The sequence below is a fragment of the Streptococcus sp. HMSC065C01 genome (assembly GCF_001813525.1).
GTDB classification, from domain to species: Bacteria; Bacillota; Bacilli; order Lactobacillales; family Streptococcaceae; genus Streptococcus; species Streptococcus parasanguinis_V.
Genome location: NZ_KV812856.1, coordinates 137,034 through 163,409, shown reverse-complemented (window position 1 = coordinate 163,409; position 26,376 = coordinate 137,034). Strand labels below are relative to the sequence as shown.

General features: G+C 41.4%; 21 protein-coding genes. All 21 read right to left on the bottom strand.

The features are described 5' to 3' along the window. Positions 1-4,395: a PolC-type DNA polymerase III gene (locus tag HMPREF2918_RS05330; RefSeq protein WP_070594789.1), complete on the bottom strand. Its 4,395-nt coding sequence runs from the start codon at positions 4,393-4,395 to the stop codon at positions 1-3. Between the two features lie 284 nt (positions 4,396-4,679). Continuing rightward, complete coding sequence (locus tag HMPREF2918_RS11350) at positions 4,680-4,850, bottom strand: hypothetical protein (protein WP_155169333.1); 171 nt, start codon at positions 4,848-4,850, stop codon at positions 4,680-4,682. 92 nt (positions 4,851-4,942) lie between these two features. Next, entirely contained in the window at positions 4,943-5,689 is a 747-nt protein-coding gene (locus tag HMPREF2918_RS05325; RefSeq protein WP_070594788.1) for a PoNe immunity protein domain-containing protein, read from the bottom strand. A gap of 15 nt (positions 5,690-5,704) precedes the next feature. After that, the gene (locus HMPREF2918_RS05320; protein ID WP_070594787.1) at positions 5,705-8,173 is read right to left on the bottom strand and encodes a hypothetical protein; all 2,469 of its coding nucleotides are present in this window, start codon (positions 8,171-8,173) and stop codon (positions 5,705-5,707) included. Next, positions 8,174-8,614: a hypothetical protein gene (locus HMPREF2918_RS05315; RefSeq protein ID WP_070594786.1), complete on the bottom strand. Its 441-nt coding sequence runs from the start codon at positions 8,612-8,614 to the stop codon at positions 8,174-8,176. Continuing rightward, entirely contained in the window at positions 8,605-9,273 is a 669-nt protein-coding gene (locus HMPREF2918_RS05310; protein ID WP_070594785.1) for a hypothetical protein, read from the bottom strand. The genes HMPREF2918_RS05315 and HMPREF2918_RS05310 overlap by 10 nt, the downstream gene beginning before the upstream one ends. After that, positions 9,270-9,602: a hypothetical protein gene (locus HMPREF2918_RS05305; RefSeq protein ID WP_070594784.1), complete on the bottom strand. Its 333-nt coding sequence runs from the start codon at positions 9,600-9,602 to the stop codon at positions 9,270-9,272. The genes HMPREF2918_RS05310 and HMPREF2918_RS05305 overlap by 4 nt, the downstream gene beginning before the upstream one ends. 15 nt (positions 9,603-9,617) lie before the next feature. After that, positions 9,618-10,004: a hypothetical protein gene (locus tag HMPREF2918_RS05300; RefSeq protein ID WP_070594783.1), complete on the bottom strand. Its 387-nt coding sequence runs from the start codon at positions 10,002-10,004 to the stop codon at positions 9,618-9,620. A gap of 3 nt (positions 10,005-10,007) precedes the next feature. After that, positions 10,008-10,619 (bottom strand): hypothetical protein, encoded by a 612-nt coding sequence (locus HMPREF2918_RS05295; protein WP_070594782.1) that lies wholly within the window; start codon positions 10,617-10,619, stop codon positions 10,008-10,010. 606 nt (positions 10,620-11,225) lie between these two features. Beyond that, positions 11,226-11,885 carry a DUF6572 domain-containing protein gene (locus HMPREF2918_RS05290; RefSeq protein WP_070594781.1) on the bottom strand — a complete coding sequence of 220 codons (660 nt, stop codon included), beginning with the start codon at positions 11,883-11,885 and terminating at the stop codon, positions 11,226-11,228. Next, positions 11,863-14,070: a hypothetical protein gene (locus HMPREF2918_RS05285; RefSeq protein WP_070594780.1), complete on the bottom strand. Its 2,208-nt coding sequence runs from the start codon at positions 14,068-14,070 to the stop codon at positions 11,863-11,865. Before HMPREF2918_RS05285 ends, HMPREF2918_RS05290 begins: the two co-directional genes overlap by 23 nt. After that, complete coding sequence (locus HMPREF2918_RS05280) at positions 14,067-14,513, bottom strand: hypothetical protein (RefSeq protein ID WP_070594779.1); 447 nt, start codon at positions 14,511-14,513, stop codon at positions 14,067-14,069. Before HMPREF2918_RS05280 ends, HMPREF2918_RS05285 begins: the two co-directional genes overlap by 4 nt. 1 nt (position 14,514) lies before the next feature. Continuing rightward, complete coding sequence (locus tag HMPREF2918_RS05275; RefSeq protein WP_070594778.1) at positions 14,515-15,171, bottom strand: hypothetical protein; 657 nt, start codon at positions 15,169-15,171, stop codon at positions 14,515-14,517. Beyond that, positions 15,168-15,500: a hypothetical protein gene (locus HMPREF2918_RS05270; RefSeq protein WP_070594777.1), complete on the bottom strand. Its 333-nt coding sequence runs from the start codon at positions 15,498-15,500 to the stop codon at positions 15,168-15,170. Before HMPREF2918_RS05270 ends, HMPREF2918_RS05275 begins: the two co-directional genes overlap by 4 nt. Positions 15,501-15,533: 33 nt before the next feature. Next, positions 15,534-15,917: a hypothetical protein gene (locus tag HMPREF2918_RS05265; RefSeq protein ID WP_070594776.1), complete on the bottom strand. Its 384-nt coding sequence runs from the start codon at positions 15,915-15,917 to the stop codon at positions 15,534-15,536. 577 nt (positions 15,918-16,494) lie between these two features. After that, entirely contained in the window at positions 16,495-20,910 is a 4,416-nt protein-coding gene (gene essC / locus HMPREF2918_RS05260; RefSeq protein ID WP_070594775.1) for a type VII secretion protein EssC, read from the bottom strand. Positions 20,911-20,913: 3 nt separating this feature from the next. Next, positions 20,914-22,203, bottom strand: coding sequence for a type VII secretion protein EssB (gene essB, locus HMPREF2918_RS05255; RefSeq protein WP_070594774.1), 1,290 nt, complete (start codon positions 22,201-22,203; stop codon positions 20,914-20,916). 1 nt (position 22,204) lies between these two features. Next, the gene (locus tag HMPREF2918_RS05250) at positions 22,205-22,447 is read right to left on the bottom strand and encodes an EsaB/YukD family protein (protein WP_003013697.1); all 243 of its coding nucleotides are present in this window, start codon (positions 22,445-22,447) and stop codon (positions 22,205-22,207) included. After that, entirely contained in the window at positions 22,448-22,903 is a 456-nt protein-coding gene (essA, locus tag HMPREF2918_RS05245; protein ID WP_045759059.1) for a type VII secretion protein EssA, read from the bottom strand. Beyond that, positions 22,900-25,923, bottom strand: a complete 3,024-nt coding sequence (gene esaA / locus HMPREF2918_RS05240) for a type VII secretion protein EsaA (protein ID WP_070594773.1) — start codon at positions 25,921-25,923, stop codon at positions 22,900-22,902. Before esaA ends, essA begins: the two co-directional genes overlap by 4 nt. Before the next feature lie 131 nt (positions 25,924-26,054). Then, positions 26,055-26,342 carry a WXG100 family type VII secretion target gene (locus tag HMPREF2918_RS05235; protein WP_031576577.1) on the bottom strand — a complete coding sequence of 96 codons (288 nt, stop codon included), beginning with the start codon at positions 26,340-26,342 and terminating at the stop codon, positions 26,055-26,057. Positions 26,343-26,376: the final 34 nt, after the last annotated feature.

The following is a 26,376-nucleotide window of genomic DNA, read 5'->3' as shown; positions in this document are numbered from 1 at the left end:
CTAGAACAAATCATCAAAGAGGCTCAACTGGTTGTCTTCTGGCATATTACCAAGAATGCCCATCTCATCCATCTTTTCAACCAGGGTGGACGAAACACCGCCTCGTTTCCGGAGCTCGGTCTTAGAAAGGAATTCTCCTTCTTCACGCGCCCGCACGATTTGCTTGGCAACGTTCTCTCCCAGACCATCCATAGCAACAAATGGTGGAATCAGGGTATCCCCATCGATCAAGAATTCTGTCGCCTGACTGCGATAGAGGTCTAGCTTGCCAAACTTGAAGCCCCGCTCCCACATCTCATTGACAATCTCAAGGGTGGTGTAGAGATCGATCTCTACGTTAGAAGCTTCATTGTTCTTGCGTTTCTCAGCGATTTCCTTCATCCGCGCTTTCACGGCCTCAAGGCCTGCGCCCATAGTCTTGATGTCAAAGGCCTTGGCCCGAATCGAGAAGTAAGCACAGTAGTAATAAAGTGGATGATGTACCTTAAAGTAGGCTACACGAAGGGCCATCATAACATAGGCCGCCGCATGGGCTTTGGGGAACATGTACTTGATCTTCCCACAGGACTCGATGTACCATTCAGGGACATTGTTTTCCTTCATGGCTTGGATGTAGCCATTGCGCTCTTCTTCAGAGATCTTGAGCCACATGCCTTTCCGCACGCGCTCCATGATGGTAAAGGCCATCTTAGGCTTGAGACCCGCGTGCATGAGGTACACCATGATGTCGTCCCGACACCCGATAACGGTCGATAGATCGGCAATGCCCGCCTTGATCAAGTCTTGGGCATTTCCCAACCACACGTCGGTACCGTGAGACAGACCAGAGAGCTGAAGTAACTCTGCGAAGGTCGTCGGATGGGTCTCTTCGACCATGCCCCGAACAAAGTTGGTCCCAAACTCTGGAATCCCCAACATTCCCGTCGGCGTTCCGATCTGCTCGGCTGTCACCCCTAGTACTTCCGTCCCAGAAAAGAGGGCCATGACCCCTGGATCATCCATAGGGATATCATTTGGATCAATGCCTGACAAGTCTTGAAGCTTGCGAATCATGGTCGGATCATCATGTCCCAGGACATCGAGCTTGAGGACGTTCTCATCAATATCGTGGAAGTTAAAGTGAGTGGTCTGCCATTCAGCTGTCACATCATCTGCCGGATACTGGACTGGAGTAAAGTCATAGACATCCATATAGTTTGGAATAACAACGATTCCCCCCGGGTGCTGACCGGTCGTCCGTTTGACCCCAGCTGCACCGAGAGCCAAGCGCTCGACCTCGGCATCTCGGTAGTACTTGCCAAAATCACGCTCATAGCCCTTGACAAAACCATAGGCGGTCTTAGCTGCGACCGTACCTACCGTTCCTGCCCGGAAGGCATATTCTTCCCCAAAGATATCGCGGACATCCAAGTGGGCACTTGGCTGATCTTCCCCAGAGAAGTTCAAATCGATATCGGGTACCTTGTCCCCATCGAAACCAAGGAAGGTTTCAAAGGGAATATCCTGCCCGTTTTTGCTGAGCTTGTGGCCACAGTTTGGACAATCCTTGTCCGGCATATCAAAACCAGATCCATAAGAACCATCTGTGATGAACTCACTGTACTGGCACTGGCTGCAAACATAGTGAGGCGAAAGCGGATTGACCTCAGTGATCCCGATCATGGTCGCGACAAAGCTAGATCCAACAGATCCACGCGATCCAACCAGGTAGCCCCGCTCATTAGAACGGTGCACCAGCATTTGCGATGCCAGATAAATCACGGCAAAACCATTCCCCAAGATAGAGGTCAATTCCTTTTCAATCCGCAAATCGACAATATCAGGAAGTGGATTACCATAGATCTCAAAGGCTCGCTTATAGGTCAATTCTGCAACCGTTTCTTCGGCCTTGTCGATAAATGGCGTATAGAGGTCACCCTTGACCACTTCGACCGGCTCAAAGGTCTCTGCGAGCGCATTGGTGTTTTCAATAACAATCTTGCGCGCCAGGTCTTCTCCCAAAAAGGCAAATTCATCCAACATTTCATTGGTAGTTCTGAAATGCGCTTTAGGAAGTGGCGCTGGCTGGGCATCTTCTCCGTGGCCAATGGTCCGGTTGATCATGGCCCCTTGACCGAGACTACGGACAATGATCTCCCGATAGATCTCATCTTCTGGCTCCAGATAGTGGACATTTCCTGTCGCAAGAACAGGCTTGCCGAGGCGATCTCCTACTTCAATCAAGCTCTTGATAATGGTCTGAAGCTCCTCCATGTCCTTGACTTGCTCCTTGGCAATGAGGGGCGCATAAATAGCCGGTGGCATAACCTCGATAAAGTCGTAGTACTTAGCCACTTCGACCGCCGCATCCACACCTTGCGACATGACCGCATCAAAGACTTCCCCTTCTGAGCAGGCCGATCCGAGGATCAAGCCCTCGCGGTGGGCGTCCAGCACGGTCTTGGGAATCCGTGGAACTCCTTCGAAATACTTGGTCCCAGAAAGAGAGACCAGCTTAAACATGTTCTTAAGGCCGATCTGATTCTTGACATAGAGAGTCGCATGCTTGACCCGCGCCTTCTTATAAGAATTCTCATCGATCAAATCGATATTCAAGTCCTTAAGATTGGTCACCCCATGCTTTTCAGCGACATCTTTGATGAAGATAAAGAGCAGGCGCCCCGTCGCTTCCGCATCGTAGTTGGCCATGTGGTGGTGCTCCAAGCCTACCCCAAAGCGCTTGGTCAATGGCCCCAAGCCATGCCGTTTAAAATCCGGATAGAGATTACGGGCAAATTCCAGGGTATCGATGACCGGTTGAGTGATCTTAGGAAGGCCATGGCGCTCATAGTTGGCATTCATGAAGCCCACGTCAAAGGTAGCATTGTGGGCGACAAGAACCGTTCCCTCACAGAAGGCCTGAAATTCCTTCAAAACCTGCACCAATGGCTTGGCACCCCGGACATGCTCGTTGGTGATCCCTGTCAATTGGGTCGTAAAGGCGGACAAAGGATGGCCCGGATCGATAAACTCATCAAACTCCTCAATGACATTGCCCTTGTACATCTTAGAAGCAGCGACCTGGATCAAGTCATTGTAAATGGCTGATAGTCCCGTCGTTTCCACGTCAAAGACCACATAGGTCGCTTCATTGAGGTCCAGATCCACCTCGTTATAGGTGATCGGCACCTTGTCCTCTACGATATTGGCTTCCATCCCATAGATCAGCTGGATCCCAGCTTTCTTGGCTGCTTTAAATCCATGTGGGAAACTCTGCACATTGCCATGGTCGGTGATGGCCACCGCCTTATGGCCCCACTCAGCTGCCTTGGCAACCAGCTCTTCGACTTCCGGCAGGGCATCCATAGTCGACATATTGGTATGGGCGTGGAATTCCACCCGGCGCTCACCCTCTGGCATCAGGTCCTTGCGGGCATAATGCACGACTTCCTGGATGTCTTGGACATTCATGGTCAAGTCGCGCGTGAAATTGTTCATTTCGATATTTCCCCGCACCCGGAGCCAGCTGTTCTTCTTGATCATGTCAAACTTCTGGGCTTCTTCCTCATTTTTGACCCATTTCTGAAGGGAAAAACTCGAGGTATAGTCGGTCATCTTAAAGCTGATCAAGACCCGACCGGTCCGCGTCACCTTGTGCTCCACGTCAAAGACCACACCCTCAAAGACAATCCGGTTTTCTTCTGTTGTGATCTCGATCATCGGAGTGATCTCGGCCTTGTCTAGCTTAGGTTTAGCTGCCGCCTTCTTAGATTTGAAATCAAAGGCTGGCTTTTCTTCAACCGCTGGTGGCGGAGCCATCTGGGCCAAGGATTCCATAGCCCGCAAGGTCTCTTCATTGGCCGCTTGGAAGATCTTTTCATTTTCCTGCTCAAAGCGCGCCACTTCTTGCTCTGTCAACTCTTCATCAGACTCCACTCGACAGGTGAAATGCGGAAAACCAAAGGCTTCCAACTGCTTGGCAAGATTTGGTAAATGATTCTTACGAAAATGCTCCGTATCGACCGAAGACGGCCCTGAGATGACCAATTCCTGCCCTTCCGCGCGCACCTGCAAGTCTTGGTAAAGTCCCTTAAAGCCTTGACTAGCGCAAGGGCCATCCTCAAAGACCTCACGATAGTAGGCCTGCAATAAATCAGCAGAAAAATCCGGATTGGCTACTTGGATGGTAAAGGTCGCTTGGTTTCCTGTCTTTGAAAATTCGTCCTTCAAGCGCTGGCGCAATTCCTTAAACAAAGTAATTGGCAAGACTTCCGCAAAGGCAAAGCGGAACTCCCAAACCCGGCTGACCTTGTGCACCACGACTTCTTGAATCTCCGCATGCAAAAAGGCACTGGAAGATCGCATCTCCAGCGGCATATCTAGCTGATCCATTAAAATTTCAAAGGTGTTGGACATTGTTTCTCCCTTGATCTTGATTCTTTTGCTCGCTTTTGAGTGGCCCAACTCTAAGCAAAAACAGACCATTCAAAAACATTCGTAACCCTTATTTTATCACAATTTAAGGATTAATTCGAGGGAGAAGTGAAGACAAAAAAATCACCGATAGGACGGTGATTCCTCAATGATTGGTCAACAGCAGGCAATCCTGATCATTCCCCACTTGTTGCCTCTGTTTCTGAGCTGGAACTCGGTGTCCGAAGCAGGTCCTTCATCTGTGACTGGACCGCTTCTCGTAAGCTTTATTCTTGCTTTTGGATATTCTCCATAGCAGGTTGCAACTTCTGCCGGATTTCCACTTTTTCCTCTTGCTCTTTTTGCGCTTGGAGGGTCGGACGGTACATGGCAAAGAAAGCCCCGATGAACACTAAAAAAGAGAACCAGGTGGTTCTCTCTATGTTGTAACTTTTCATCGACCTACTAAAGTTGATAAAGAGCCGATAGTTTTTCAGTATATCCTGTAAACTCATTGATTTACCGAATAGTATTTTATGAGTTCTAGTTTCTATACTTTTGATCCTTCTGCGACTAAATCGTATGGGAAGTAAGGAACCCCTTCTAGCTGTTTATAATCCAATCCCTTAATTTTACAAATAGCACCTGATTCAAAGGACCAGTATCCTACATGATTTTTTATATTCTGCTTATGTAAATCATACCACCCTGCATCTCTGCTCCCTTGATACCATTTCTTATTTAAATATTCTTTGAGCAGGTTTAGAGCTTGTTCAGAATTTTCCTCTTCAATTATTTTCCGAGTAAAACCATAGGGCCTTGGGAAATTATAGTTTATTCGAATCTTCCAATTAGGATGACGATATTGAATCAAATAGTCAATTAAATAATCTTCCGGATCATCATTTCTAATCAAATCCACTAGCTGGTCGAAAACCTCATCTTCAATTTCTAACAAAATACCAATAGATAATGCCCATAACATTTGTTCATAGCCCCACTCCTTATGCCATATTGGAATTAAAGAAGTCACAAATGAGATATATTCCTCTTTAAAATCTGACAAAGGGGCTCCAATAGAATAAGTAGATAGCAAAATATCTTTCTGATAAGACAAGATGGTAGCTAAAGTTGAATTATATACTTCTATTGTTGGTTTTTTATAGTTTTCAATTCCATTATCTAAATCAATTTGAAGTTTTATTAATTTCTCTTGAAAATATAACAGTGCCTCTTTATTGGACTTCAGTCCTTCTTTATAATTCTCCTCTGTATTTAATACATCACGTAAATCCATTTTATATCTCCTTAATTAAGGCCAAGCAGTCCCTGGCTTCACTTTAACGATCCTACCTGTAGAATCTGTAATTTCTTCAGCATAATAAGTTGAAACATTTCCACTCGTATCAACCTTACTGATGACAAACTCTACATCTCCATCATCCAACGCCTCTTTCAATTTGAATTTCTCAGCTCCATCTAGTGCATTAATTCTATCTCGAACCCACTGCTCTGACATCTGGGGACCTGATTTCGTATGTTGATTAATTTCTGAACTCCCCCACTTAGTTTCGTTAATAACATAAGATGGTGGTGGTGTTTGGTTTCTGTAGATTCCATCAATCCCCTTAACAATGGGATCATCAATCCCACCTGGTGCTGGTCTCCCAATACTCTCAAGTGTGTATGTGTTTCCGTTAGCACCTACATTTTCTCTCACTATCCGCATGTTATCATCAGCCAGTATTTCTCCAGCATTTGATTTTTGAAGAGTACTAGCCACTTCTGGGTCGAAATCTTTGATTCTAGGGTTCAGTTGTTCGAAGTGTTGTGTTACTTTTGGATTAGGAACACCTCCCCCTTGAAGAACACCATCTACATAAACTTTTTCAACACCAAGGCTATCTTTATATTTCCAAACTTGAGTCCCGTCCGACATATGCTCAATTGTAAATTCATGATTAGGTTTATTCAACCACTCCCGCGGGTGAGAAGCACCGTCTGGTTTATTAGCCTGAACAAAATCAGTAACGGTCCGATAATGTTCCGCTTTCATTTGATCCCATGTAGTATAATGTTCAACATCTTCTACATGAACTTCTTTTTGTTTGCTTCCTTTCTTCATTTCAGATTTTGTTGGGCTTATTTCAGCTTCATGTACTTTTAGTACATCACCTGCTTCAGGAACATCCAAATCAACCTTCGGCTTAGCTGTTCCAATATGATCAACAGCTTCACCTTTTATAGTAGATAAATCTTTCGGTTTTGTCAACACATCAATATCTGGTTTCTTGGATTTTGGAACTGCAGTTGCTGCTCCAGCTACTGCTTCAACTGGTTTAATTTTTGATGTTTCCACATCCACATGAGGTTTAGGAGTCGATGACAAATCTGCTTTAACAGTTGGTTCTATTTTCAGATCTAATTTAGAATTTTTCTTCTGATGAACAACTGTTGGATCAATTTTAAGCTTCTTAGAATTCAATCCCGAGCTATCAACTTCAATATGCTGTTTCGTAGAATTTGTTGGTATGTCAGGTACGTCAGGAGCATTCGTCTTACCAAATTTCCCGTTTAAGAGGCCTCCAGCTTTCTTTGCAGCGAAACCTTGTGCTTGTCCCATCACCAAATTTCCGATAGCTGCTTTGGGATCTTTATCAGTAGCAAATGCATAAACCACTTTAGATGCATCATTTACATCATCTGCATGCGAGGCAAGTTTTAATAGAGTAGATCCAGCTTTCCCAGCTTTTCTCAATTTTGTTAAATAGGATCCAGCACCTGCTGACAAAACGACTGATGCTGCATCAATTCCGGCCCATACTCTCTCTTCAGTAGACAGCCGATCTCCTGTGATCATTGTATGACCTGTTACCGCTGAGTAGCCACTATCTATAGTAAGATAGGCCGTCGAGGCATAAGTAAGAGCCAAAGAGCTTCCACCAGTAAAAGGAGAGAGCACAACTCCTCCTACAGCTCCTACCCAGGCAAGTATCTTGATACCTGTATCAACTTTTTGCAGAGTTTCTCTATGCTCCTCATAATAACGACTTGCTTTTAGTTTTTGGTAGTCCGGAATTTCTTTCGGATACATTAACTCAAGAACTTCCTCTGCACTCTTTCCTTTAATTTGCTTGAGTTGCTCATCTGTCATTTTATCCTTATGCTTCAGAGATTCTTTTACAGCTTCTAGACGTTTACTATAGACATCTTTTGCAGCCTTAATGGGAGAGGCTTTCCCATCAAGGATTTCTGATAAATTATATGGAACTTCTTTCTTATAATCATGGTACGTAGTAGGAGAGTACGCATTTACATAAACAGGCCTGTAATCATGTTCAGTCCTTGTTAAATTCTTTGTTTTATATTTTGAGTCTGATCCATTTATTTTGTTCAAACCTTCAAGTACTTTATCAATACCAAGTGTAAACTTACTATCAATATTCTGCATAATGTTTTGATGAATTTTCTGAGCACTTTTTAGTATCTTAGAGACCCGGGTCGTAGCTTTATCAAACTCATCACTATTTTTAGTAACATTTAACGCCGCCTCCCCAGTTTGTACATAAAGATCTGCCACGCCCTCACTGGTAACAGTTTTAGCAACTTCCTCGATATCGTTGATGAGCTGACTCATTGATTTGCTAGATCCACCACTAGGATAGCCACCACTGACATAATTGCTATATGCGTTAACACTGCTAGTAGATCCTCCACCACTAGATTGTAAATTCGAACCAGCTTCAGAAAAGTCGCTTTTATTTGAGTAATACTTGCTCATCTAATTCCCCTTTTCGCTTCCTTCTTTTTCCTGCTCTTTAATATTTTCTTGAATTTGTTGAACGGCTTCTTTCGGATTGCTATATATATAATCCCTATCTTCTGAAGAGGTATCTGGTGATTCTAACAGTAAGCCAGCTACATAAGTAGCCATAACCTTATCTACATCAACCATTCCATCATAGGTATTCTGAGCATGTTGCCACAACACTTCTGCTAATGTTCCAAACTCCTGTGCCTTTAAAACATAGTTTGCAAAACCATTATTTGCTGAGCGGTTTGCGACTAAATCATGAAACGCCCCTTGAGAAGATAACGATGAGATAGTTGAGCTAATATGACTCAATTTTGCAGTAATTTGACTTGAGTACTCCACTATTGTCATACAGTGATAAATTAATTGTTCCTGATCAGACAAGACTAACTTAATATCTACTCCCATAATTCTCCCTTCACTTTTAATTTCTGAATCAATTGTTTCTTAAACTGCTCACCACTAATAGATCTGCGAGTCTGGTTCTCCATATCATATTCATATAAATATTGGTCACTCCTGTAGTACAGTCTGTCTTGAACATTATGTGACGAATCATTAATTTGAATACGAAGTGCATCATCATTTGGATGATGAAGAACTAGTTTTAAATAAGCTTCTGCTTCCCATTCTGAATGCAGATAATCTTTTTTATTAGCGTCTACATTTTGTAGGATCGGATAAAGTGATATTAAAGAGGCTAAGAATATAGCTGTACCCACGCGATCAATTAAAAACTCATTTTCATCATTTTGAATGATAATAATTGCCATCCTATCATACTCATCTACATTAGGAGAATAATAAAACAATTGATTGACATTGCAATGATAATTAGCTTGTGCATACTCATCTAGATAAGCACCGTATTGTATGCATTCTTCCGTAGGTGTACCATCTACAATCAACTCCATATTCGATAGGTCTTCAAAACCCTTTTCTACTATTCTCAATAAAGCTTCTTTTCTAGTTTCACCTTCTTTGGCAGGCAAAGGAAGAAAAGCAATATCATTTGAATGATCATTAAACATATGTAGCGCATATAAAGCTTCTAACGTAAACATCATGCTCCGTCAATCTCCTTTATTACTGTTGATGAAGGAATTGAAGAGAGAAGCCCCTCAAGACCGTAAATTGTTGTTTTAAAATCTTGGATATTGTTAAAAAAATCAGTACGGTAAGTTTCAAGAAATGTTCGCAATTCTACGTACTGGTCTTTTGCTTTTCCCTTCCACTCTTTTTCAAGTCCTTTTAATGAAGTAATCTCAGCATCTATCGAATTAAATAGGTTAGCAATCTCTATCAATTCATTTTCAATTGCTGCTATATTACTATCATCATACTCAACAGTAGAACTTTCATAGGTAGTGTCTATAGAGTTAATATTGGTATCCATCTTTTCTTCCTTTCATCACCAAATCCGTTCCCAAAAAGGTTTTCCCTTATTATATTTTGATTTATTACTACTGATTGAACTATCTAATGCAGCGATTTTAGCAGTCAAAGTACTATACAAATTTTTATATGAGGTATTTGCATCTCTCACAAAATCCGTGAATTCTTTGATCTTATCTTTATCATTTTGTAGTTTTGTTTTCATAGTTGAAAGATAATGATATCCTTCATTTCCATCAATCTTTTTAATTGCATCCTTACATTCATCAATATATTTCGTAAAGTGTTTTAGTGAAATATCCTGATCTAGCCCATGGTTACTAATCGCATTTTTTACTCTTATATATTTTTTTCTTTCCGCTATATCACTATCAATTTGTGCTTTCAAACTTGCGTCACTCATTACTTACTCCTTCACTTTCAACCAATTTTGCTGTTTTGCTTTTTCTGCAATATCATGTGCTTTATTAATATCTAAGGATGATTTATCAGAGGTTGAATTTGACTCAATACTTTCTTTAATTTCTTGACCAGTTTTAAATTCTTCTTCATCTATAACTGAAGAAGGTGTTGTCGATTTCTCCTTAGGTTCCTCTACGCTCTCATCTGTTACAGATTCTACATCCCTATTATTACTTATAACCTCTGAACCTATATCTGTTTTTGGGACGGGCCTATAAAACATGAAGAAGCCTACAATGACTGTTAAAAGAGCAACAGCAGATATTATAATCCCCTTCTGCATATCTTCCACAGGTATTTCAACACCCTTAATAGATAATTCCTTCCACTCCGGATGTTCTTCCTCAGCTTCTTTCTTTGCTTTAAAAGCAGGCGTAATCAACACCTGGTTCATTAAAGTAAGTGCTCCAAGCGTCATCAGTAAAAAAGGAATATGGCGTGATTTACTGATAATAACTAGGATCCCCCCTAAAATAGAAATCAAGGCAATAATGATATTAATTGTAGTCCAAATTTGCAGTTGTTTTTTTATTTGTAAATAAATTTCTTTTGACATTTCTTTTTCCTCATTTCGTAATCTTCAACTTCGTCTGAGAAGCTGGATAGTATAGATATACTTGATCTACTGGTAGAATTAACTCACGATCAATACTTGTCCGATTATAGATAGTCTGACCCGATAGATTCAAAGGCATCAAAGCTGAATCTATTTGGGACTTCAAATACTTGGCTGTACCATTAAGCTGAAATAATGTTCTTTTGTATACTAACTCCAAAATGCAAACCTACATTTAAGTACTCCTTTCATTAACAGAGCAGTATTATTTGTCTCTGCTCCTCATTCAGCTACAAACCAATCTATCTCATGATAAAAGATACATTGTTCAAATTCACTACCATTTTGTCATGCACACTTCATTTGTTAAATATACTTTAGAAGCGAAATTCCACACGAGATAGCTATTCATGACATATCCTTCAGAAAAATGACAATAGATCAATTAAGTACTACTATTATACCGAAAATTAGTTTGATGGTCAAAATAATCACTAAATGGAGAGAGCTTAGAGATTTAAAAAGAGAGAAATCGTCGTTCTCTCTTAGTGTTAGTTTTTTACAATTTCCTATTGATTATGAAAAGGCGCTTTTCATCACCTCTAATTACTCTGGCAATTCCACCTTCAAACTCATATCTGTATCCTGCAATGCCTTCTGAACAGCGACTAGGAAAGCTAGCCCATTATCAGATGGAGAATATTGGAAAGTGATATGAATGACCTTTTTGTCAAAATTATCTCCATATCGTTCCAAATACTGTTTGCTTTCCAAAAAATAGATATAGTTGTTGAGTTTTTCTTGGAGCATCTCCAGGTGAACTCCTTCTATTTCCTCCTGCCAGTTAAGAGGATCTACAAGAAGAAGTTCTAAATGATTGTCTACCGTTCCAATTGCATCAAGTTCTGTTGGTTTCAACTCCAAAGAGAAAGCTTGTTTTACCAATGTACGAAATTCATCTACAGAGAATAATCGCTTACTGTGCTCAGGGTTTTTTAAAATTACAGATGGATTATTTTCAATGAAGAGCTTAGTAGATTCATCTCTTGTATATTGATTTTTAGATTTCCAGAAACCATAATGAGCATAATTCATCAACTCTTGACCTGTATGCTCACCTGCCAAATAACTGTCCACTGCTTCTTTCGGAATTTCTTTAACAACTTCTGGCATGGTAATATTAAACGTTGGATAGCGCAAGAAATATTTATCTCCATCTTGACAAATTTCTAACACATCCTTCTCACTTACGTGAATTGTTTCCATTCTTATCTCCTTTATCGTTTTCCCAAATTTCAATTAGGTCTAACTTATCTATTGGAACTTTATCAATAACTGCCTCAGGAACTCCTCCTGGATATGTTTTCCCTCCTGGACGCCACTGTGGGTTTACGCGTGAACCTTCTTCATTTCCGTCGGGAATTCTATAATTATGAACTTCTTGTGGCACTACCATTTTAGGAGAATCTCCTAGGCTACCAGGGTCTAATCCTAACAAAGCTTCTAACTTTCTAGCATCACCATTAGCTTCTTTGATCATAGCATCCGCTACATGTCTAGGAAAAACAAATGCTCCATCATCTCTGCCAAACTGATTGTATCTTATAATATTTTCATTATCCTTGACAAAGGCCGCTACTCCATCATCAAACAGTCGTTTATGTTGTTCTAAATACTCTTTTGAAAGATAAACTTCTGGATTAGGTCGTAAGATTCCATTTTCCGGATCTGGTTTAATAGCAGTGATAGATTTTATTTGAGCGCTACTCAAATCCGCCTTCGGAAATTCGCTTAATTTGGTCTGCCATTCAGGTGAGAACTGGGAACTACCATTGATTACATCAATTCTGGTTCCTTTTGGAATTTCAGTCCCTCCAGCAAATTTTCCTTTACCTGCACCAACAACTTCTCCACCATATTTCGATAAATTGTCAAGAATTTCTTGGCGTTCCTTCGATATACCATTTTTGGCAGTCGTATAATCTTGAATTCGAATATTTCCTTCCTCATCAACTCCAATAGCTTTCAATCGAATCTTTTGATCTTTACCATCCACGCTATGTGTTTTAACTGTAATATTCGTTTCAACATCGTTAAAGTTTAATTTAAATTCTTCAATTCTATTACCTGAAAAGGCCTCATAGGTAGAAAAATTTTGTTTGGATATGTTATGTTTTTTGAGCCACTCAGACATGGACAATGGTTCGCTGCCGCTCTTTAACTTTCTATCAACATAATTTTGATATTCCAATTCAGTATTTTTGGTGTTTAATAGATTTATTTGGTTTTGTTTGTTCAACGGGATATCATTAACTGTCGGAGAATTCACAGTTGGTATGTTGAGTTTTCCAAACCATTTTAAAATACTACCACCTTTCATTAACGAAAATTTACCTATTTCTGTTGCTGCATCCTCTTCACTCTTTGTTTGCATATCATAAAAAAGATGTGCTGTATCAACAGCATCTCCAGAGTATTCTGATGCTTCAGTAACTGTCTTTAATTTTGCACTATTTCTAATTTTAGCTAAAGGAGCCAAGAATTTACTTGTACCAAAAGTTACTAATGTCGCAGCAGTATCAGCAATTGCCCACGCACGTTCTTCAGTTGTCAGTTGTGTCCCCGAAATCAATGAATTGCCTGTTAGCCCTGAATAAGCTGTACTTGTTGCTAAATATGTAGCTGCTACTGTCCCAGCAACTGCTAAAGATGTCCCTCCACTAGGTATCGTAAGAGCTACTGCTCCGGCGACCATTGCCACACTAGTAACGACTGTTTCAATAGGCCCTAGGACTTTTTTGTTTTTCTCATGAAAATTATCAACCTTTAATCGTTGATAATCGTCAATTTTTGTCGGGAAAAATAATTCTACTAGCTCTTTCTCACTTTTTTCCTCAATATTCTTAATTTCTTCATCGGTAAAACCATCTTTATTTTTAATTCGTTCTTTCACAACAGCAAGGTGTCTATCGTAGACATCCTTTGTCGCCTGAATGGGGCTTTTCTCTGGATCTAGAAGATCGGATAGGGTATACTTAACAGGCAATGAGGCGGAAATTGTTCGATCCGACCCCCTACCATAATTTCCCTTTTGCATATAATTCAGTTTTTGAGTAGAGTATTGCTTTTTTTGACCATTTACATTATTTAAAGACTCAAAAGCTTCATCTAACCCTTTTGTAAACTTACTATCAATCGTCTCCATAATATCAGCATGTGTTTTCAAAGCATACTGAAGCATATCAGAACTACGATTGAACGCTTTCTTAAAAACATCGTAAGGCTTTTCTGCCTCACATGTGTTATTAGAATACATATGATAAAGCATTTCATTCTTCAGATCCGTTTTGACGTTTTCAATACAAATCAGAAATTCACTCATTTCAATATCATACTCTGGAATCGAAATAGGTAGCGAAAAATGATCTTGTTGAGAAAAATACTCTGTCATTCCTCTTCACCTCCTTCCATAGGTGCGTTCTCCCCTTTAATTTGTTTGATGAATTCGGCTATAGTCTCTTCAGGATGATCTCGAATTGTTTGTTTATCTTCCTCACTAGTTTCTGGATCATTTAACATCATATTCGCTATATAAATTGCCAGAATACGATCTGCATCTACCATCTCCTTATATGTATTTTGAATATGCTGAGTAAAAACTTCTGACAAGTTTAAAAATTCTCTTGCCTTCATTGAAAATAGTTCCAATCCGCCATTGCTTGAACTAGTTACAATCAACTCACAAAAAGAACCCTTAGATGATAGATTAGGAATTTTATCTATAACATTTTTAATCTTATTTACTACTTGTCCTAATAAATCAGTAACTTTAATTGATTGAAGAATCATATTTTCTAAGTCAGAAGTTTCAACTTTTATTGTTTCTGCTGCCATACTATACCTTCACTCTCATTTTTCTTACAATTGAGTGTCGAATCTTCTCTCCATCTATCGAACGTAGAAGTTGCTTACTCATATCATATTCGTATAAACTATTATGGTTTAAAAAATAAATATTATCTTGGGTTACACGATCAAACTCTTCAACGATTATTCGTAATGCTTCAGCATTTTTGTGATAAGAAAATAAATGAAACAAAGATTCCTTTTCATAGTTTGAGTGTAGATAATCCTTAACCCTGTCATCTATATGATGCAAAACCAAATGGTCTCTCATAACTATACCCAGAATTAAGACACTCGGAAGACGTTCAATTAAATATAGGCCCTCCTCATCTCGACTCAAAACCACTGTCATTCTTTTAAAATCATCAACTGCTGGGGCACAAAAATATTCTTGATCTATCTGATAATGATAAGTCGATATTTGATACTCTTTTAAATAATAACCATATTCCATACATTTTTCGGTAGGCTTCCCATCTATAATCAAGCTCATAGATTTTAAATCTTCATAACCTTTCTCTATGGTACGCTGTAAAGCTGTTTTTCTATTTTCCCCATCTAATATTGGTAAAGGTATAAAAGCTAAATCGTCTGATGAATCATTGAATAGTTGCAACATATATATAGCTTCCAAAGTAAACTTCATGCTCCATCAATCTCCTTTATAACATGTGATTCAGAAATAGAATTAAGGAGTGACTGTAGATTGGATACCGCAGATTGTAAAGTTTGGACACTTTTTTTAAAATCTGACTTATATCTCCTCATAAACACTTTTAGTTCTAGATACTGCTCTTTACTTTCTCCTTCCCATTTATAATCATTGTATTCAATATGATTAATTTCCAATGATACATCACCAAGTAGGCATATGATTTCATCCAAATCATCAAGAATGGTTTGAAGTTGACTATCGTCATATCGTATAGTTTCAGCAGTATAACTACCTTCCTTTGAATTGATATCTGCATTCATATGATTTCCTCCTGATCAATAATACTACTACAACTAGTATTGCTTATGCCAAGGTTTCCCCTTGTTATATTCTAATTTTTTATTAGAAATCTGTGTATTAGTAATACTGATATTTGTTTCTAATGTGGTGTATAGCTCAATAAATTTATTATTTGAATCTTTTGCGTAATCTCTATACTCTTTTAATGTATTCAGATCTTCTTCTAACTTAGTTCTAAAATTCGATAAATAATGATATCCTGAGTCACTATCTATATTAGTAATAGTTTTTTCACAATGAGATATATAAGTATCCAAATTTTGTAAACTTTTTGTTGTGCTAAGACCATTAAAATATATGCTATCTCTAACTTTCTCATACCTTGCTTTTTTAGCTTCGAGATTATTAATTTCATTGATTAATTCTGCATCAGTCATTTTTAGAAACCTCTTTCTCATTTTTTCGAAAAGGAGGATGAAGTTTTAATTGAACCCAAAACAAGCTCTATATCACCAATCCTTGGAACATAAACTTCGCTCTTACTCTTCTTCTCTATTTTTGTCATCCAACCGGTAATGAATATAGCATTGAGGTCGGTAGGTTACTATCCGAAGGATTATCTCTAATCATTCGTAAATTTTGATCAAATCATTAGTTTTCTAGGTGGTAAGCGAACTGTAAAAGTACATATCACAAAATTAACTTTATAAAAAATAATAATATTTTTTATAAAATAGAATGACTATACTTTTATTCTCTTTGTTGTATGATTTATTGATTTTGGATCTTGTATTTCAAAGTCTCTTTTTCCACCCAATAAGGTCTAATAAAAAACAACTACTAAACATGGTACTTTCAAAAATTTGCTATCGAGAACCAGAATAGTATATTACAAAAGATAAACTAGCTGTAGGTATTACTATAATAAGTAAAATATTAAGTTATAATAACCTTGCTTATAGATAGCCTATGCAATTGGAAAAATAATTACATCTGTCATTAATTGATTTCTGTTTATTTCGTAATCTTCAACTTCGTTTGAGACGCTTGGTAGTGTAAGTATACTTGATCTTCTGGTAGAGCTTCCTCACGCCCAATGCTTGTTCGAGTAAAGATAGTCTGATCCGACATCTTCATGGCAATCAATGCTGTATCTAGTTGGGACTTCAAATATTTAGCAGTGTCATTATAAGCGGAAATAAAGTTCTTATGCATGCTGAATACAAAGTGTAACCCTACTTTAAGTCCTTCTTCCATTAATAGACCAATATCATTTGTTTCTACTCCGCTTTCAGATACAAATTGTCCCATATCGGTGATAAAAATATAATGTTCAAAGTCGCCACCATTTTGTCGTGCATAATGAACTTGTTCTTTTAATTGTTCAATAACAGATTTAAAATCAGATGTTGACGGAACATAGTTATTAACACTCGCAACGAATGTTTTATATTCATCCGTTGGATCTAATATTGTGACCTTATGACCTGAAACAGTTTCAACAACTGTTCGAATCATATGTTTCGTAACAAGTGACAATGAACTATCTTTATCAGAGAGCAACATCAAGTGTTTCAGTTTCTTCATTGGAAGCCCAATTGTTTCAACTTCTTCTAACTCAAGACCAACTGGTAATTGATGATCCTCGATCACTTTTCTAGTAGTTGGCATACTCATAAAGTTCTGAATTGTCAACTCATCTGGCACCATTGGGATACCTGCTGGTGTTTGGCCTGTCCACATCTCTTTGAGGCTTTGGACTTGGTCGCGGAGGTTGTTGATGATTTGGATATCATTGTCTCCTGCGACTGGTAGGGCGAACTGGACGACATCGACTTCGTCACGTTTCATGAGTGCCCGTCCCTTGATATCTTCCATCGTAGCTGCTAGTGGGGTTGCTCCCACGATACCGCGGACTTCAGAGATATCATTTTGTGGCAAGGTCAGCTGGTGCTTGAAGTTTGAATAGAGCTGAGCCCGTAGGTTGTTCTGACGGCTAGCTGTGATGATCAGGTGCACACCGATGCTAAGACCTTCACGGGAGATCCGCATGAAGAGCTTGAAGAGGTCTGTCTCATAGGGCTCGTCCTTCATGGACTCATAGCTATCCATGAGGATGACCATGGTTGGCTCTTGCTTGCCGGTCACTTCACGGTAGAGGGCGATAGTGCCGACTCCATGCTCCGAGAGGAGCTTCTTGCGACGATCTAACTCGCGGTTGATGATCCGGATGAATTTCTGGATTTTCTCCGTCTGATCGAGCAGCAGGCTATCAGCCACATGTGGCAATTGCGTCAAAGGTGCCAGACCATTGGTTCCGAAATCCAGCAGGTACATGGTCAGATTTTCTGGGCTCTGCTTGCGGGCCAAATCCATTGCGGCTGTCTGTAGGAAAGTGGTCTTTCCTGTACCTGGACTTCCGTAAAGGAGGATATTCCCATCTTTTGACAGATCGATGGCGACAGCTTCTTGCTTTTGCGCTTGCGGGATATCGGCGACCCCGATCAGGACGCTTGGGGCTGTCCGTTTTTGCCAAGCCTCGATCGGCACAACCTTGTCCAACTCACCCAGCGTAATCCGCTCTTTGAGGGGTGGCAACCATGGTTGGGCCACGGCTGTGATGCCTTCTTGTTGGTGCAAGTGATTGATTTCTTTCACGATGACGTCCAGCTCTGTTGGCACTTCCTTGATTTCTTCTGCCATATCCAGACCGGAGAGGTCTTGGTTGAGGACTTCGTATTGGCCCAGTTCATTGATCAAGTAGATGGTATGGTCTTCGATCCCTAGCTGGTCCTTCTCAGGCTGGTAGTCTGCTCCTGACCAGGCGGTTTGGAAGAGTTCATAGACTTCGTTATTTCCGACTTGGAGATAAGCCCGACCGGTCTGGGTGATCTCAGCCGCATCTGCTGTCCGCAGCATCTCCATGGAGTCGCCACGGTCTGCTACCTTGAGGGCTAGCTTGAAGCGAGAGTTGGACCAAATCTGGTCATCCACGACCCCAGAAGGTTTCTGCGTCGCAAGGATCAAGTGCACCCCAAGGGAACGCCCGACACGCGCAATAGAGACCAACTCCTTGATGAAGTCTGGTTGGTTGACCTTGAGTTCGGCGAACTCATCACTGATCAAGAAGAGGTGAGGAAGCGGTTCGGTCGCTTCACCGAGTTTAAATTTCTTTTGGTATTGGTTGATATGGTTGACCCCATATTGGCCAAAGAGCCGCTCCCGACGATGGATCTCCGCATTGATAGAGGCTAGGGCCCGCATGGACTGGGCACCATCCAAGTTGGTAATGGTCCCAAGCAAGTGAGGCAGATCCTTGAAGAGGTTGGCCATTCCCCCACCCTTGTAGTCGATGAGGAGGAAAGCCACATCATGTGGGTGGAAGTTGACAGCAAGGCTCAGAATATAAGACTGAATGGTTTCAGACTTACCAGAACCAGTTGTCCCTGCGATCAAACCGTGTGGTCCATGGGCTTTTTCATGGAGATTGAGGTAGACCAAATCGTCCTTCCCGCGCAGACCGATCGGAACAGCCAAACTTTGGTAAGGGGCATGGCTCTCCCAACGGCTCAAGACCTTGAGGTCATTGAAAGTTTCCGCCTGGTACATTTCAAGGAAGGTCACCGAGTCCGGAATCGAGCTCTTGAGCTGTTGGATATGCTTAAGTGGAGCAAGACCACGCGAGATAGCTTCCTTATCATAGCCTTCAGGGAAGTGATCCAATTGGAAGTCAAGCTCACGAAGAACCCCTTCTTGCAAGAGCAATTGCCCTTGGTTACGGTCCTTGATGGAAATAACGGTTTGGATATTTTCAGAAAGAGATGAGAGCACGTCTGCCACGTAGATGATGGAGCATCCAAGCTCTGTCGGATCCTCACGGAAGAACTCCATGATGACATGGTCCAAAATCAAGGTTTCATCGGTGATGAGCACCACATAGTGAGGATGGAAGATCTTGGTATCATTGGCTTTTTCTTCCTCTTTTTGCGCCTTGCGGAGCTTGAGGATTTGGTTGAGACTGTTCAAGACCTGATCGCGTGTCCGCTGATTGTAGACAAAGCTACGGACATTCATGTCTTGCAGGGTCGCATGAGGCAACCAGCGCATCCAATCCCAGCTTTCTTTTTCCTCCTCTGGAATGATCGGAATAATGGTCAGATCATGGTAAGAGTGAAAGACAGCTAATTGAGCAACGAGGAGTTGCAACTGCTCTAGCACGATAGGACGAGGGCCGACATACCCTACAGGTCCACGATTGAGGCTGGCTACAATCGGAAGATTATCGATCTTTTGATGAGCTTGGAAAAGAGCATAGCCTTCTTCTTCCAAGGCATCTTTCTTCCCACTGCGCTCTTCCTGACCATATTTGAGCTCATAGCTGGTTGGAACCTTGCCCAAGCCCAAACGATAGGCCAAAAAGTCAAAATGAAGCGGTGTTTTTTCGTAGATTCGTGAGTCATAGCGTTTGACCATCTTGGTCAAATCTTCGATCGCTGGGAAATGGTAAAACATGCCTTCTCGTTGCTTCCGAGATAGCTGTTCCAAGTCCTTGGCCTTGTCCTTGAGATAGAGATGGTAGAGCTCCACGCGCTCTTTCTTGTCTTCTTTGTATTTCTTACGATTCTTGAAGAATCCTTGAACAGAAAAGATCACACTAACCACAGACATGGATACCGTCGCGATGATATAGAGTCCCCGCGGTTGGAAAATGGTGATCAAGAGGGTCACCCCAACCATGATGAGGGGTGGCATGATCAACTTCAAGAGTTCATCTGATGGCTTTTGAGGCTCCGCTCCCGGAGGATTGATCAAGATCTTGTCTTCCGAACTCCGGTAGATGATCCGCGGAGACCGGTGGTACTCTGGATAGTCCTTGTAGAAGTCATAGCGTGAATGCAAGCGTGGCACCAGATAAGGACTCACTTCGACAGCCCCTTCCACGCCAAATTCTTCTGGATAGAGCTTAAAGGTCACATCTCCAATGGCCAGTTCATCCCCAAAGGCCAGTGGAAAAGTCGCTTCACTGACGAGTTTGTGGTTATGGTAGAGTTTTCCGGATAAGAGCTGGCAAGTCCAGGTCTGCTCTTTTTTCACAAGGAGAAAGCGTACTGGATAGTGCAAGCGCACATCCGCACCCTCTTCATCTGCTACCAGGATCTCTTCCTTGTCGAGTAGCTCATAGGTATGGACTTCTCCTGTCGCCAAGTAGCAGACCACATCTCCAAGAATCTTGCTATTTTCAAGCACACCCTTGTCTTCACCATACTGGTAGAAGATTTCTCCTTGACTCCATTGGAAATGAAGGGGGTTTTCTTGCGAAGCCAGGGTCAACTGAGCTGTTTCTTGATTCGATACGGTCGCTGTTTTTCCCTCTTCTAGCGCTAGCTCATAGCGAAAACCTTTTTTATAGAGTATGATACGTTTTTTCATAGACTACTCCTTGTGGTCGCTAGACTCAGTCGAGCTTGCAGTTGTAGAAGACGAACTTTCTGTTGAGGAGCCTTCTGTAGATGAAGCTGTTGTTGAGCTGCTAGTGGAAGATTTGGTTTCATCTGTCTCTGCTTCCAAGAGTTTAGAGCGGGCATCCCAGTATTTCTTGTATTCACCCTCAAGCTCAGAGAGTTTCTTCTCGCGCTGTTCACCAGAGAGTTTTTCGCTATCACGTGTCGCCTTGATTTCTTTACGAAGGGCATAGATAATCAAGTCTGAATCGTCGATCCGCTTGGCTGTATCCAGCGCTTGGGTAAAGTCATGACGACCGATATAGATCCAGTAGTGGAGATAGAGGCTGTCTGACTTGAGCGTGACGTTATTGAGGATGACCTTCTTTTGGTCCTCTGAGAAATTCAAGCCTTGCAAGTAAGACGTCGCCAACTCATATTTCTGTGTCGTTGGAAGACTGCTTGGAGCCACTCCTTCCAACTCATCGATCACACCGGTGTAGTCTACCTTGAGATAGGCTGTATCCGCTTGAAGCAACTTTTCTTTAAAGGGTGCTTGGAAAAAGACTAAATAGATCAAAGGCAAGAGTAAAAGGGCCACTACAGCTGAAAGCCACACTGTTGCCAACTTAAAGATTCGGTGTTGACGACTTGAAACCAAGGTCAAGGTCTTTTCTTCCTCTTCCTTGCGTTCTTGGTAGGCTTTCTCTAAGAGAGCTTTCATCTCTTCTAAGCTAGCGGCATCACGGATTTCCACCAAGAAATCTGGTAGATCTTCTAATTCGAGCGTGCCTTGATAGAGCTCCATGAAATCCCAGTCCCCAAAAAGAGTGACCGCATAGCACTTGGCCTGACGCAAGAATTCAACCTGATCCCATTTGCGTGGCACCATCATTCCCGGAACCCCGCGGTAAGCGATCTTGACCTGCGCATCCTTGGTCACAAACAAATTGATGGGATGCAACATAAAGGTCACCGGAAGCTCCAAGGCTGGCGCCAAATCTAAGACATTGATAGCTAGACGCAGACGGTCTGAAACCGGTAATTCTTGAATTTCTTCAGCACTCAATCCTAGCGCATCTGTCTGATAGGTCAGATGAATCTGGTCTTGATCCGCTGTCATGCTTTGCTCTAAAAACAAGGGATGATGGAGATCCAAAATCCATAAATTGCGTAAATCCTGGCTATCCACTTCTGAACGCTTAAGGTCCAGCCGCCAGCTCGTTTCTTCTTTTTCAAAACGGAAGACTTGTTCTTCCAGTGTAAATTGTTCTTCTTTCACCTTACCACTCCTCAATCTCGATCAGATCACCACTCGTGATCGGATACTCCTGTACCACCTTGCCTTCATCCAGCAAGATGCCTTTATTTACCACGCGCAACTGATACTTGCTTCTAGGCTCCATGGCAGACCCAAAGATCTGATCCAATTCCCGAATCAAGCGTCGCACCTCCATCCGCGTTGGGATTCGGAGGTCATGGCTTGCACCATTCATACGGAAGGTGACATTGATATGTTGGTCCATTTAGGCCTCTTTTCTATAGATTCGATAGGAAATATAGCCAGCAATCCCAAAGAGAAGAGCACTCCAAGCCAGCATTTGCAAGGCTGGAATAAAATCCGACAAGCTGGCCGAATTGTCCTCCACATTGGACTCGAATTTAGATAATTTTTGATTTTCAGGCTGGAACAGGTCCGCTTCAGGCCCTGTTTTTTTCTTTCCCTTTATAGCAGAAAACAACTGGCCGTCAGAATCGGTCAATTGTTTCTCTTGCTTGCGTTTTTCATCTGCTAATTTTTTCTGATCCTTCTCATTGAAAAGAGACTCAGTCGCATCCAATTGGCCCCCAAGTGTCTTTTCCTGCTCTGTCTCAAGACGTGAGTTGTTGACCTGCAGACGATTATCAATAAAATCATCTGCAGAAACAACAGCTACTGGTAAGAGACTAAAGACAAAGAGAAGATACATCATTTTTTTCATAAGCTTGATTCAATTTCCTTTGTTTGAGTAAACTTCTTAGGAATGAAGATATTGGCAACTGTCAAAAGGCCGAAGAAGACCAACAATCCGAAGAAGACGCCGATACCGGCTGTTTGTCCATCAAAGTAACCCGCAAACTGTCCTTCTAAAATAGAAAGGAGGTTGACATTTTTCACCAGTGCTGGAAGGCCTGACAAGGTCGCGGTCGTTCCGATCGCACTTGATAGGTAGACATAGCTGATCAACATGAAGAAGGCCAGTCCCATTCCAATCACACGGAAGTGTTTCAAGAGAAGGTATTGCAGTTGTACCAAGACAAAGCTTGCTAGAACCGCTAAGAATACCCATGAAGGTACATATTCACGACCAACAGAGAGTTGAATACTTGAAATCATTCCGATCACCAGTCCAAGGATGAGAGAAAGTCCCACAAGAACACCGACAGACAAGAGATCTGATTCTTGCAAACGATCGAGTTTGAAACGATCCTTAACCTTGCGAATGATTGGTTGAGTCGCAAAGAGATAAGCTGTGAAGAGGCTCAAGACTTCCAACATAAAGATCCAGATAAATGGACGGTAGACGTTGATAGTCGCTTTCACAGAAGACGATTTCTCTGCAACTGGATTTGACAAAAAGTCGAGCAGGACTTCATTTGGTACTCCGTTTTCATAGGCATTGTTGAAGACTTTACGGAAGGCTTCGACGAAGTTCCCGTTTTCAGACAATTCCTTGTCGAATTCACCCATCAAGCTCTCTGCATTGCTAGACAATTTCTCTGTATTGCCTTGAGCTTTTTCCAATTCTTTATTCAATTGGCTAAAGATTTCATTGGTAGAGTTAGCAGCTTCTACATTGCTACGAGATGAGCTCTTAACGCCTTCTGTCGAGCTCAATAATGACGTGTATTCAGAACCAAGGGCTGACAAATCTGCATCGGTCTTGGTTTGAGCCTGTGTCACTGTTTCTTGTGCAGATGAGATAGCTTCTAAGCGTTTTTGAAGGTCTGCATACTGTGCCAATTGATCGTTGATATTTTGGGTTAGATCTTTGTTAGTATTTTCGATTGCTTGAAGATTGGCCTGCAATTGTGGTCCCAAGTCTTGCAACTGTTGGAGTGTACCATCTAACTGGGCTTTCACACTCTTCGTTGCATCCCCAGATTCATCCGTTTCAATACTCTTACGGTAGTCCTTCATGTTACTTGAAACGGCAGCCTTCACGACATCGACCAAAGCATTTGTCAAATCCATATCTTCGATCGGATCATAGAGCGAATGACGATCTCCCTTGTCATCTTTTGGATAGTAGGCATCGATCAATGCTCCCGCACGTTGATAATCCAGGGCGATTTCACTAGCTTTCGATGCATAGTTAGCTACAGCTGTTTTCAAATCATCTGCAGATACGGTCACACTGGTTGAAGAAACTCCATTCACAAGAACTTCAACATCAATCGCGCTTGGCATAGCTCCTCCATCTTCAACGAGGTGAATTTGAATTTGTTTGCCATCTTTCAGTTCGACTTCCTGCTCACCACCACCTGCATAAGTCTGTCCATCATAGGTCCAAGTATCAACCTTGACTCCTGCAGGGACATGAATACTAACTTTCTGTTTCCCAGATTTAGCATTAAGGACATCCGCAACTGCCGTTGATTTGGCATCCACTTCTGTAGCCAATCGTTTTAATTCATCGGCATTCCCTTTTGCCTGCCCCTTCGTACCAGCAAAAGCACTATCAAAATCAATCGCTGCGTTGAGATTCCCATACTTATTCAAATTCAGACTAGCAGGGTCTAAAGACGGAAGTTTTTCAATCGCTTGACGAATGTCATCATCCGCTTTATCTCGAGCCTTGCTGATAGTTTCGATTTTTGGCTTTCCAAGCAAGGTACGAAGAGTGACTTTGTCTCCTTCTTTTAGACCATAGTAGTCAAGGATCTTCGCTTTTACAGAAGACGCGATGTTATTTTCGTGCTCATCTAATTTGTCGCGTTCTGCCTTGATCCCTTTTTCGAGGTCTGCCACACGATCATTCACATCTTTTGTCAAGCCTGCATAAGTCTTGGTACCTGAAGCATCTCCTTCTGTTTCAGTTGATTGACTCAATTGTTTGGTAATTGCTTCTTGGTTTTGTTGTAGATTCTTATACAACTCTTGCGTCTTTTCACTGACAACAGACTGGTTCATAGACATCAGCTGGTTCATGAACTCTTCATGGCTAATTTTATCCTCAGAGCGTTGTTTGATCAATGTGTCGAAGTTTTGACCGTACTGATCCTGAGATTGGGTCAATTGATCAAAAGCCTGTGTATAAGACTCAAGGACTGTCTTCAAGGCATTGTTCGACTCAACAGATGACGTAGACAAGCTATAGAGACTTGGGAAGATATTCTTGGAATCCAAGGCTGAATCTAGCAAGTTGCTCCGGTAAGAACCAATGTTGGTCGATTGGATTTTGTTACTTGTCTCCACGTTCTTCTGAGCTGTATAAAGATTGCTCAAAATGCTGACCATATACATATCAACCAACTGGCTATTCAAGTCTGAAACGATATCTTTAGCGACTTTATTGGCCTCGTTTTCAACCTGAGAATTTCCAGCCGCATTGACCTTATACGTCACCGTGGTCTTCTCTGCATTGACCGCGTTCACTTCCAAGACCTTCTCTGAGAAGTCACTTGGAATGACAATCATCAACTGGTACTTGCCATCTGCAAGACCTGACTCAGCAGCTCCACGAGGGAGTACAGACCAGTTTTGCGAATTATCCCGCTCGATATTCTTTACATAGCTAGCCCCAAGGTTATATTCTTTATCATTCAGTTTGACCGCCTTGTCTTCATTGACAACCGCAATGTTGAGCTTAGTGTTTTCTGTCGTTTGCACGGTCTTTGCTTCGTTTTGCTTTTGGTTCTTTTGAACCGTCGTATAAAGACCCACTACAGATCCCATCAAAAGGAGCACAACCGCACTCTGACCGATGTATTTTAACCATTTTTTATTTTTAACTTCCATACCTTTTCCTTTTTCTAATTCATAGATACAAAATAGGGGTTAGGAATTAAGAATCTAACCCCTATTTTCTATATATCAAAAGACAAAAGGGTGATCTACCTACAAGAAGTAAGATCACCTCCAAGACTATCTTAGTGGATTTGTGCAGCGATATCTTGGTCAGTTTGTTCAACGATATCAGCGACTTTGATCAATTGAGCGTTGATGTCTTCCAACAATTGAGCGAATTGTTTGATTTTTGGAGACAATTCGTTGAATTGTGCTTCAAAGCTATCAAATGCAGATCCATCCCAGTTTGCGTCGATGACTTGTTGTTCATGAGTCAAAGTGTTAAGGATTTGATCGATTTCTTGAGAACCTTGTGCATAGCGTTGTGCTGATTGACGTAGTTCTTCTGGAGTTAATTTAATTTGAGCCATATGTTTCTCCTTTTGGGCTGATACCCTTATATTT